This window comes from Lautropia dentalis (assembly GCF_003892345.1).
Lineage (GTDB): Bacteria > Pseudomonadota > Gammaproteobacteria > Burkholderiales > Burkholderiaceae_E > Lautropia > Lautropia dentalis.
This window is the reverse complement of sequence record NZ_RRUE01000002.1, coordinates 265,819-277,292: the sequence shown is the minus strand read 5'-3', so window position 1 is coordinate 277,292 and position 11,474 is coordinate 265,819. Positions and strand designations below refer to the sequence as shown.

6 protein-coding genes and 1 riboswitch are annotated in these 11,474 nt (G+C 65.4%); all 6 genes read left to right on the top strand.

Annotated elements, in window-relative coordinates; translation table 11 throughout:
- Positions 1-185: 185 nt before the first annotated feature.
- The 6 genes from EHV23_RS09250 (at position 186) to nrdE (ending at position 11,471) form a co-directional block, all read left to right on the top strand.
- On the top strand, positions 186-2,189 hold the full coding sequence (locus EHV23_RS09250) for an autotransporter assembly complex protein TamA (protein ID WP_125095818.1): 2,004 nt from the start codon (positions 186-188) through the stop codon (positions 2,187-2,189).
- Position 2,190: 1 nt separating this feature from the next.
- The gene (locus EHV23_RS09245) at positions 2,191-6,543 is read left to right on the top strand and encodes a translocation/assembly module TamB domain-containing protein (protein WP_125095817.1); all 4,353 of its coding nucleotides are present in this window, start codon (positions 2,191-2,193) and stop codon (positions 6,541-6,543) included.
- Between the two features lie 248 nt (positions 6,544-6,791).
- The gene (locus tag EHV23_RS09240) at positions 6,792-7,577 is read left to right on the top strand and encodes a ferredoxin--NADP reductase (RefSeq protein ID WP_125095816.1); all 786 of its coding nucleotides are present in this window, start codon (positions 6,792-6,794) and stop codon (positions 7,575-7,577) included.
- A gap of 389 nt (positions 7,578-7,966) precedes the next feature.
- Positions 7,967-8,171, top strand: a riboswitch (cobalamin riboswitch).
- Positions 8,172-8,344: 173 nt separating this feature from the next.
- Positions 8,345-8,569, top strand: coding sequence for a glutaredoxin-like protein NrdH (gene nrdH / locus EHV23_RS09235; RefSeq protein ID WP_125095815.1), 225 nt, complete (start codon positions 8,345-8,347; stop codon positions 8,567-8,569).
- 20 nt (positions 8,570-8,589) lie between these two features.
- Entirely contained in the window at positions 8,590-9,087 is a 498-nt protein-coding gene (nrdI, locus tag EHV23_RS09230) for a class Ib ribonucleoside-diphosphate reductase assembly flavoprotein NrdI (protein WP_238990411.1), read from the top strand.
- 242 nt (positions 9,088-9,329) lie between these two features.
- On the top strand, positions 9,330-11,471 hold the full coding sequence (gene nrdE, locus EHV23_RS09225) for a class 1b ribonucleoside-diphosphate reductase subunit alpha (protein WP_125095814.1): 2,142 nt from the start codon (positions 9,330-9,332) through the stop codon (positions 11,469-11,471).
- Positions 11,472-11,474 lie beyond the last annotated feature (3 nt).

The window sequence follows — 11,474 nt, the reverse complement described above, 5'->3', positions numbered from 1 at the left end:
CCCGTCCCGGTACGTGTGCGATTTGTCACGGTTTTTCATTGTGGCATTCGGACAGGCTCTATACTCGCCGCGGTGGGTGATGCTGTATCCGCCTGTCTGCCGGGACAGGCTGACGTGTTCACCGGACGGACAGCACCCCACAGGTCTCTGATTTTCCCGCTGCACGGAAGGCCGTGCCTCATGTCATGAAGAAACAGGCTATGGACAGGTGCCTGGGGCTGGCCGCGGTGCTGGCCCTGGCTGGCAGTGGTGTGCTGGCGGCTGCCCAGGGGGCAGGTGCCGCGCAGCAGGGCCGTGCCGGCCACACGGTGACGGGGCGGGTGCTGGCCGCCGCAGACACGCAGGCAGCCACCGGAAACACCCAGACTGCCGCCAGCAGCGACCAGACCGGCGAGGACCGGGGGCTCATCGGTGGCGTGGCCAAAAAGGCCGGAGAACTGGTGGAGAAGGCCGCCGATGCCGTCCGGAAGAAGAAAGATGACAACGTCGTGAACGACCTGCTCGGTCAGCACGACAACTACACCTTCGTCGTGCAGGCGCCGTCCGAGTTCGCGTCCAGCATCCGCAGCAGCACCCTGGTGGGTCGCTGGCAGAAGCGCAAGGACTACGACCCGGTGCAGTTCGATGGCCTCGTGGCCAGGCTGCACGACGAGGTGCTGGCCATCGTTCAGGCCGAGGGCTACTACGAGCCGGAAATCGACGTGACCTCGAAGGCGCCCAGCGAGGTGAAGGTGGTGCTGAAGCCGGGCCGGCGGACCCGGGTGGGCAGTCTCGACATCCAGGTGGAGGGCGAGGCCACGCAGAACCGGGCGCTGCGCAACATCAAACAGAAGTTCGGCATGGCTGTGGGCGCCCCCTTCGTCAGCGATGACTGGCAGAGCGGCAAGAGCGCACTGCTCGATGCGATGAAGCGTGAAGGCTACCTGCGGGCGCGCATTGCGCGCAGTTCGGCGCAGATCAATGCACATACGGCTGAGGCAAAGCTGACGGTGGTGGTGGATTCGGGAGACCGGCTGGCCTTCGGTCCGCTGGAAATCCGCGGCCTGTCCCGCTATCCGGCCAGCATCATCGAAGACCTGCGTACCTTCAGGCAGGGGGACGCCTATACCGAGGTGGCCCTGCAGCGCTTCCAGAAGCGTCTGCGTGATGCCGGTTATTTCAGCGCCGCCAGTGCGCTGCCCGATCTGATCGCACTGCAGGAAGACACGAATCTGAAGTCCGTGCCCATCACCGTGGTGGTGGAAGAGATGCAGCGGCACCGGATGGTCTATGGTCTGGGTTACAGCACTGATGATGGGGTGCGTGGCCAGGTGGGCTGGCAGGACCGCAACCTCTTCGGCCTGCAGATGGAATCGTCGGTGGTGCTCTCGCAGCGCCGCCAGCGGGCCTTTGCCAACCTGCGCACGCCGTTCGATGCCAACAACCGCTACTTCGGTTTCGGCGGGCGGCTGGAGCGCGAGAAAGAGTCGGATGTCGACACATTCAAGAGCAATGTGTACGCAGGGTACGGGCACCGGGAAGACACCATCGATGCCTTTACCTCGCTGCAGCTCCAGCAGGAAGAGACGCACTTCCACAACCCTACCCGGCACAACGGCATCAAGGCGCTGGTGCTGGGCAAGGCCTGGACGCTGCAGCGTTTCGACTCCGATCTCAATCCCAGCCGCGGTTACGGGGTGAAGTTCGAAATCTCCGCCGCCAGCCGCAAGCTGGTCAGTGACGCCACCTTCACGCGCTTCTATACCAGCATGGTGGGCTTGCGGCCCCTGCCATCCCGCTCGATCTGGCGCAATGGCACCCTCGTGGGGCGGATCGAGTTCGGTGCCGTCAACTCGCACAGCATCCAGAACATTCCCAGTGACAACCTGTTCCGCGCGGGCGGCATCGGCTCGCTGCGGGGGTATGGCTACCGTTCGCTGGGGCTGAACGTCAACAATTCCATCGTCGGGGAGCGCTTCCTGGCCATCGGTTCGCTGGAGTACCAGCACCGCATCACCGACATGGTGTCGCTGGACGTGTTCTACGACTACGGCAACGTCACCAATGCCTGGCGCGACATCGATCCCGTGTCGGGCTACGGGGCCGGTGTGCAGCTGCGTACGCCGGTCGGGCCGGTGAAGCTGGACATCGCCTATGGCCAGGCCATCCACCGCTACCGTCTGCACTTCTCCATCGGGTTCACCTTCTGATATGGACGACAGAAACGCATCGCTGGTGCCGGCACCAGACCGTCGTGCTGCCGTGGGGGGGCGCAAGGAGCCGCCCGTCCGCCATCCGCTGTGGTGGCGGATCTTCCGGTGGTTCATCCGGCTGCTGCTGGTGCTTCTGCTGGTCCTGCTGGCCGCCCTGGTGTGGCTGGGTACCGAAAGCGGCATGAGCACCGCCCTGTCGTGGACGCAGCGGCTGCTGGCCGGCCAGGGCCAGGTGCTGGCCTTCGACCGGGTGCAGGGCAACCTGTGGCGGGGTGGTGTGCATCTGGGCCGGGTGGAATGGCGCGGCTTCGATACCGTGGTCAAGGGAACGGATCTGGATCTGCGCTGGTCGCTGCGCAGCCTGCTCTCCGGCCGGGGCTATGTGCACCTGCTGTCGCTGGACACGCTGATCATCCAGCTGCCACCCGGTGATGATTCCCCGCGCACCGACACCGACATGCCCGGCGATTTCGGCCTGCCCGTGCCGCTGGAAATCCGCAAGGTGGCGGTGAAACGGCTGGAAATTCAGCCGCATGCACAGAACGGCAAGGATGCCGAGCCCTACGTCCTGCTGAAGGACATCGACGGCTGGGCCGATTATGAACTGGGTACCTACCGCATCCGTTCGCTGACCGGCAGCACGCCGTGGGGGGATGTGAAATCGGCCGCCGTGCAGATGAAGTCTGCGCCCCCGCATGCCCTGAAGGGTGAGGTGCAGGCCAATGGCTATGCCCAGCAGTGGCCGTACAACGCCAAACTCACCGTGGATGGCGACCTTGCCCGCCTGCCGGCCGTATTGAACGGCACGCTGGCCGATGGTCTGGCCAATATTCACGCGGTGGTGAAACCGCTGGGCCGGATGCCGGTGGAGAACCTGCACCTGCGGCTGGCCGACATCAACCTGCTGCGCTTCACCGCGCTGGGGTCCCTGCCCGAATCCGGCATCGACCTCGACCTCGACATCGATCCGGTCAAGGGCAAGGCCGAATACTGGCAGGGGCACATCAAGGCGGGCAACCGCCGGCCCGGCACGCTGGCTGCCAACCGCATTCCGCTGCGCAACCTGCGCTCGGGGCTGAGTTTCCGCCTGCCGTCCACCGAGCAGTGGTCGCAGCTGCACATCGCCCTGAAGGATCTGGCCATCGGCCTGCCGGTGAGCGCCGCGCATGCGGTCGCCGGCCCGACACAGGTGAGTGCGGCACAGCCCGGTACAGCCGCGACCGCTGCCTCTCCGGCAGGGAATGCCGTGTCCCGGCCGGAAACCGGGAAACCGGTGGTTGCCCGGCCCGCTGCCGGCACCGCGCCCCGGCCGCTCATCCTGTCGGACAAGGGCGAGGCCCGCATCGAGGGCAGTCTGGAGACCTGGCCCGAACAGGACATGACCGTGCCCGGCGTCACCCTGCCCCGCCTGAAGGGCGACCTGAAACTGACCGGCCTGGACCTGGCGCCACTCTGGCAGGGCCTGCCGCAGACGGCCCTCGGTGGCACGGTGAAGGTGGATGGCCAGCAGTTCCGGGTGGATCTGAACCAGCGGGCCGAACGGATGCGCGCGCTGCTGCCGGCCGATCTGCAGAAGCTGGCGGCCGACGCGCAGCTCCGGCTGGCCGGTACCCTCGACGATCACTGGCTGAAACTGTCCGAGGGGCGCGCTGCCCTGGGCGACAGCGTGGTCACCGTGGCCGGCCAGGCCTCGGTGCGGGCGCCGCTGGACCTGAAACTGGGTGGCACGCTGCGCCGGCTGGACCTGGCCCAGTGGCTGCCGGCCGATCTGCCGGTGGACCCGGCCTGGCGGCAGGGTACCCTGGGGGCCGACTGGTCGCTGGACGGCCGCCTGCAGGGACCGGACCAGAAGGCCAATGTGGCCCTGAAACTGGTGGACAGCCAGGTGGCCGGCCAGCCCCTGACCGGCGGCGTGCGCGCCCACGCCGAGCTGGATGCCCAGTGGCAGCCGCAGCTGCTGGACGGGCTGGAGCTGACGCTTGCCCATGGCACGGCCAATCGCCTGCAGGCGAAGGGGGCGCTGGGCCGGGCGAAGGATGTGCTGAAGCTGGATGTGGCCCTGTCGCGGCTGGCGGCGCTGGATACCCGGCTGTCCGGGGCGCTGAACCTGGACGGCCAGCTGGCTGGCCGTTTCGATGATCTGAACGCGCGGCTCAGCGGTCGTGCCACCGACCTGGGCTGGCTCGGGCGCAACGAGAAGGGGGAAGCCTCCCGCCTGGGCCTGAAGGAGCTGAAGCTGGACGCCACGGCGCCGCTGTCGCTGCTGCATCCCGACGGCCTGAACGACCCGCTCGATCTGGTGCTGGCCGCCCAGCAGCTGACCCTGGGTGACCAGAAGCTGGACGCCATCAACGTGGGCCTGAAGGGATCACCCGCCCAGCACCACCTCAGTGTGGCTGGCCGCATGGGCAAGGACCACCTGCAGGTACGGCTGGATGGTGCGCTGTCGCTGCCCCGCAGTGAACCGGTCTACCGGGCCACGCTCGATACGGTGGATCTCAGTGGTCGCACGAGTGTGCGGCTGATTGATCCGGCGCCGATGGTGCTGACCGCCAATCAGCTCACGCTCAACGACTTCGGCCTGTCGGCACTGGGAGGGCGGGTGAACCTGAAACGCCTGCTGCTGGACTGGACCGGGCCGCTCAAATACGAGACCGCGGGCCAGCTGGATGGCCTGACCCCGCTGGAGCTTCACCAGCTGCTGGGCCTGGATGGCCAGCGCGAGCTGGAGGTGCTGCAGGGCGTGCGCAGCAAGGGAGAGTGGCAGCTGCGTGGCCAGGGGGCCGACGCCCTGCATGGTGATGTCCGGGTGTCCATCTACGAGCAGGCATCTGCCGGCCAGAAGAAGCGTCTGGGTCTGCGTGCCGACAATGGTGCCTTCATCCACTTCGATGGTCGCAAGGTGGATGGCAAGGCCAAACTGGACATCCCGTCCATCGAGCTGCTCAACCTGTTTGCCGGGCCCGACATGGCCTTCGATGGCTCGCTGCACGTGGATGGCACCGTCACCGGTACGCTGGACAGCCCGCTGGTCGATCTGGCCCTGCGCGGCAACGAGCTGTCGGTGCTGCAGCGCTCGGCCGGCATGCGGCTGTCGGGGGGTACGCTGGATGCACGCCTCGACAGCCAGGGCCTGCGCCTGAAGCAACTGCGCTTCTCGGCCGGCAAGGGCAGCCTGCTGCTGCGGGGCGCGGCCCGTCTGGTGGACCGTGGCGACCCGAAACAGGCCGAGGCGCGCCAGAAAACGGCCTGGGCCGCCCTGATGGAGCAGAGCGTCAAGAACGTGGGCAAACCGCCCTCGCTGCTGCCGATGGAAGGCGCGTTCGACGTGACGCTGGACCACTTCCTCGTGCCGGTCGGGCCGGGGCAGCGCGTGACCATCTCGGGCGCCACCCGGCTGACCAGCAATCACGTGGGCCTGATCCTGGCCGGCGACATGGCGGTGGACGAAGGGCTGATCGAACTGCAGGGCTCCTCGGCGCCCACCCTGCCCGGTGATGTGAAGGTGACGGGCGAGCAGATTCCGCAGGACCAGCCCGAAACGGCCAGCACCGAACAGAGTCTGCGCATCGCCAGCGATCTGGTCGTCAAGATGGGCGACAAGCTGAAGATCAACGGCATGGGGGTAGAGGCCCGCCTGGGCGGCAGCGTGCAGGTACGGGGCTTCCTGCCCGGCGAGCCGGCGCTGGTCGGACTGGTCAAGATTGCCGAGGGCAGTTATCAGGCCTACGGGCAGAACCTGCAGTTCACCAAGGGGCGCATCCGCTTCAATGGCCCGGTCGACAACCCGTCGCTGGACATGGAGGCCAAGCGGCCCTTCGTCCCGGTGGATGTGGGTCTGAGCATCACCGGGACGGCCCAGAATCCGCAGGTGGCGCTGTACTCGCGGCCTTCCATGTCGGAAAACGACAAGCTCTCCTGGCTGGTGCTGGGCGTGCCGGCAGAAGAGGCGGGCGGTGGTGCCCAGGCACTGGCCCTGCAGCAGGCAGGTTCCCTGCTGCTGGGGGGCAACGATGGGGTGCGTGGTCCGTCGATTGCCGAACGCCTGGGCCTGGACGTGCTGAACTACGGCTATGCCTCCGATGCTTCCGCGCAGGCCGGCGTGCAGAACACCATGACGCCCAAGGGCGTGGCCAGCGGCAGCAGCACCGACAGCAGCGCAGCCGAGACCGGCGTGGTGTCGCTGGGCAAGCGCATCAATGACCGCCTGTTCGTCAGCTACGAGAAGGGCGTGCGGGGCGTGTGGAACCTGCTGCGCATCCAGTACACGCTGGGCAAGGGCTATGTGTTCCGCGCCCAGAGCGGCACGGAGAACTCGGTGGACATCCTGCGCTCGCGTACCTTCGACTGAGGGGCCTTCGGCGGCACATTCATGGATTTCCCTGCACGAAAAGGGCCGGTGTGCTGCCTTTCTGCGGCCATCGGTTCATAATGGCGCCCTTTGGAATCCGCTGACAGCCTGCCAGCGGACCCTTTCATCTTCCGGGGACGGCATGGTCGTGCCCCTTCCACCAGGGAACCGCTGATCCGGCACGGGCCTTGCGCCACTGCCGGCCTGATCGCCGGTTCCGCAGCAGCCGGACAACATCCGGGTACTCCATGAAATCGAAAGCATTCAGCGAAGAAGAGGTTCTCACCGTTCATCACTGGACAGACCGCCTGTTCAGCTTCACCACCACCCGCGACGAGGCCCTGCGCTTCAAGAACGGTCACTTCACCATGATCGGCCTGCCTCCGAAAGAGGGAGAACGGCCGCTGCTGCGCGCCTACAGCATAGCGAGCGCCAACTACGAAGAGCATCTGGAGTTCCTGAGCATCAAGGTGCCCGACGGCCCGCTGACCTCGAAACTGCAGCACATCAAGCCGGGCGACAAGATCATCGTCGGTCGCAAGCCCACCGGCACACTGCTGACCGACTACCTGCTGCCCGGCAAGCGCCTGTGGCTGCTGGGAACCGGTACCGGCCTGGCCCCGTTCCTCAGCGTCGCCCGCGACCCGGAAACCTACGACAAGTACGACCACGTCATCGTGGTGCACGGCGTGCGCCAGGTCAACGAACTGGCCTACTACGACCTGTTCACGAAGGACCTGTTCGAGCACGAGTATCTGGGCGAGATCGTCCAGGGCAAGCTGCTCTACTACCCCACTGTCACGCGTGAGCCGTTCCGCAACCAGGGGCGCATCACCACCCTCATCGAGAACGGCAAGCTCAACGCCGACCTCGGCCTGCCCGGCTTCAACCGCGAGGAAGACCGCATCATGATCTGCGGCAGCCCCGACATGCTGCGCGACCTGAAGGAGATGTTCGAGAAGCGTGGCTTCAACGAGGGCAACACCTCCACCCCCGGCGATTTCGTCATCGAACGGGCGTTTGCCGAGCAGTAAGGTGGCTTGGGTGCCGCTGTGGCGCCCGTGCACCATATCTAGTGCCCGTGACCATTGGTAACACCTGCCCGTGGTGTAACCCCGACGAACGGTCGCCCAGCCGATGAACGGCGAGGCTCCCCAAAAAATGTAGTAATAACAGACACTTTCGCGAGGCTCTGCAAGTGCCGGGGGCAGAGCGCGCGTTATCGTGTGTTGCAGCGCTGCGCAACATATAGCGGCGTTTGCAAAATACCAACGCTATATCTTGTGTCTGTGGCTGGCCTTTTGCCCCAGGGGCTGCCTATAATCCACCCCGTCAACGGTTCCCGGAGTGCTGCGGCGCTTCAGGAGGTGCCGGCCGCAAGGCCGGTGTCTTCAGGGACGGGGTGCTGAAGCGGCATCGGGCCTGCCCGTGTCCTGCGATGCCCCGAAGAGGGAAGCCGGTGCGGTTTCGCGGAACAGCGCGATGTTCTGCGAAGGCCAAGGCCGGCGCTGCCCCCGCAACTGTAGGCGGCGAGTGAAGGGTGCATGACCACTGGATCCCAATCCGGGAAGGGCGCCCCGATACGATGACCCGCAAGCCAGGAGACCTGCCGTGACCGGGATGTCCCGGAGGCTTCGAACGCGCTGCTGCCTGTCTGTCGACGCAGCGCGCATCGGGGATCCGGATCCCGCTGATGAACCCCATGCGGTGGGCATGGCGCGGAAATGGCCGGCGTGCGTGTGCACGTTGCTGCCTGCCGTCTGCTGGTGCCCGCCTCCTCAACCCTCAAGGATCTGCCAGCATGACCGTCACCGTCTATTCCAAGCCTGCCTGCGTCCAGTGCACCGCCACCACTCGCGCGCTCGACGCGAAGGGCATTGCCTACACGCTGGTCGACCTGACCCAGGACGCCGTGGCCATGGCCCAGGTATTGGCCATGGGCTACCGCCAGGCGCCGGTGGTCATTGCCGGCGAGCAGCACTGGACGGGCTTTCGCCCCGACATGATCGGCCGTCTGGCTGCCTGATCTGCAGCGCCGGCGCCCGCGTGGTGCGGGCCAGTAGCCACTTCACCGCTATCGTCATGGCCCAGCTCTTCTACTACTCGTCCTCCTCCAGTAACACGGCCCGTTTCGTGGACCAGCTGGGCGTGGAGGCCGAGCGCATTCCCATCGAGCCGGACGAACCCATGCCCGAGCCCGATGAACCCTACGTGCTGATCAGCCCCACCTACGCCGATGGCGAAGGCAAGGGGGCCGTGGCGCCACAGGTCATCCGCTTCCTGAACGATCCCCGCCGCCGCGCCCTGCTGCGGGGGGTGATTTCCAGCGGCAACCGCAACTTCGGCATCTACTACGCCCACGCCGGGCGGGTGATCGCCGATAAGTGCAACGTGCCGCTGCTCTACCGTTTCGAGCTGGCCGGCACGTCGCTGGATGTGGAGCGCGTGCTGGAAGGGCTGGAGCGGTTCTGGGAAGCAGCAGCCGAAGCTGAAGCCGGTAACCCGGCCGGGACGCCGTTTCCCCATGAGGATGCAGCTGCCTGACAGATGCCACCGTGCCTGACCTTGTCGGGCTGGCTGCTTTTGACAACATTTTCTGTTTTTTGACTTTGACGCTTACCGGCTGCCTGCCGCGAGCCGGGCATCACAGGCACTGACCGATGCCAGTGCAGGGTGCCCCTGGTCCGCCGGCCAGCGCAAGCCCCCGGGCGATGTGCCCCTGGAAGCCCCGGATTTGCACAGAGGCTTCCTTGCCGGACTGCCCGGACCATCCTGCAGGAATTTCCATGTCCGAAGACACCCTGGAAGAGACCAAACCCGGTCTGGATTACCATGCCCTCAACGCCATGCTGAATCTGTACGATGCAGATGGCAACATCCAGTTCGAGGCCGACCGTCGTGCCGCGCGGCAGTATTTTCTGCAGCACGTCAACCAGAACACCGTGTTCTTCCACAATCTGGATGAAAAGCTGCGCTATCTGGTGGACGAGGGCTACTACGACCCCGAAGTGCTCGACCAGTATTCGCGCAACTTCCAGCGAAAAATCTGGGACGAAGCCTACACCCGCAAGTTCCGCTTCCCCACCTTCCTGGGTGCCTTCAAGTACTACACCTCCTACACGCTCAAGACCCGCAACGGCCAGCGCTATCTGGAGCGCTTCGAAGACCGGGTGGTGATGGTGGCGCTGACGCTGGCGCAGGGCGACGAGGCGCTGGCGCTGCGCTTCATGGATGAAATCATCACCGGGCGCTTCCAGCCGGCCACGCCGACCTTCCTCAACGCCGGCAAGAAAAGCCGGGGCGAGCTGATCTCGTGCTTCCTGCTGCGCGTGGAAGACAACATGGAAAGCATTGGCCGGGCCATCAACTCGGCGCTGCAGCTCTCCAAGCGCGGCGGCGGTGTGGCGCTGATGCTCACCAACCTGCGCGAACTGGGGGCGCCCATCAAGGGCATCGAGAACCAGTCATCCGGCGTGGTGCCGGTGATGAAGCTGCTGGAAGACTCCTTCTCCTATGCCAACCAGCTGGGCGCACGCCAGGGTGCCGGCGCCGTGTACCTGAACGCGCACCATCCGGACATCCTGCGCTTTCTGGACACCAAGCGCGAGAATGCCGACGAGAAGATCCGCATCAAGACGCTGTCGCTGGGCGTGGTGATTCCGGACGTGACCTTCGAGCTGGCCAAGCGCAATGCCGAGATGTACCTGTTCTCGCCGCACGACGTGCAGAAGGTGTATGGCGTGCCGTTTTCCGAGATTTCCGTCACGGAAAAATACGAGGAAATGGTGGCCGACAAGCGCATCCGCAAGAAAAAGATCAACGCCCGCGAATTCTTCCAGACGCTGGCCGAAATCCAGTTCGAGAGCGGCTACCCCTACATCATGTTCGAAGACACGGTGAACGAGGCCAACCCCATTGCCGGCCGCATCACCATGTCCAACCTCTGCTCGGAAATCCTGCAGGTCAACGAAGCCTCCACCTATCACGAGGACCTCAGCTACGACCACCTCGGCACCGACATTTCCTGCAACCTGGGCTCGCTCAACATCGCCGCCACCATGGATGGCCCGGACCTGGGCGCCACGGTGGAAGTGGCCATCCGGGCGCTGACGGCCGTATCGAGCATGTCGGCCATTCACAGCGTGCCGTCGGTCAAACGCGGCAACGACGAGGCCCACGCCGTGGGGCTGGGGCAGATGAACCTGCACGGTTTTCTGGCTCGCGAGCGCATCCATTACGGCAGCCCCGAAGGCATCGACTTCACCCGCGTGTATTTTGCGGCAGTGGCCTATCATGCCATCCGTGCCTCGAACCTGCTGGCGCAGGAGAGGGGCCGCACCTTCGTGGGTTTCGAGAACTCGCGCTATGCCGACGGCAGTTTCTTCGAAAAATACGTCAACCGTGACTGGCTGCCCGAAACCGATGCCGTGAAGGCGCTGTTCGAGCGGCTGGGCACCGCGTTGCCCACGCGTGAAGACTGGGCGGCGCTGCGCGAGAAAGTCATGGCGCACGGCCTTTTCAACCGCAACCTGCAGGCCGTGCCGCCGACGGGATCGATCAGCTACATCAACAACTCGACCTCGTCGATCCACCCGATCGTCTCGAAGATCGAGATCCGCAAGGAAAGCAAGATCGGCCGCGTGTACTATCCGGCGCCGTTCATGACGAACGACAATCTGGACTACTACCGCGACGCCTACGAGATCGGCCCCGAGGCCATCATCGACACCTATGCCGCCGCCACCGAGCACGTGGACCAGGGCCTGTCGCTGACGCTGTTCTTCCCGTCCAACGCCACCACGCGCGACATCAACCGCGCGCAGATCTACGCGTGGAAGAAGGGCATCAAGACGATCTACTACGTGCGCCTGCGGCAGGCGGCGCTGGAAGGCACGGAAGTGCAGGGGTGCGTGTCGTGCACGCTGTGAACA

Coding starts and splice junctions, on each gene's coding strand:
- EHV23_RS09245 (WP_125095817.1), top strand. CDS start 2,191: ATGGACGACAGAAACGCATCGCTGGTGCCGGCACCAGACCGTCGTGCT.
- EHV23_RS09250 (WP_125095818.1), top strand. CDS start 186: ATGAAGAAACAGGCTATGGACAGGTGCCTGGGGCTGGCCGCGGTGCTG.
- nrdE (WP_125095814.1), top strand. CDS start 9,330: ATGTCCGAAGACACCCTGGAAGAGACCAAACCCGGTCTGGATTACCAT.
- nrdH (WP_125095815.1), top strand. CDS start 8,345: ATGACCGTCACCGTCTATTCCAAGCCTGCCTGCGTCCAGTGCACCGCC.
- EHV23_RS09240 (WP_125095816.1), top strand. CDS start 6,792: ATGAAATCGAAAGCATTCAGCGAAGAAGAGGTTCTCACCGTTCATCAC.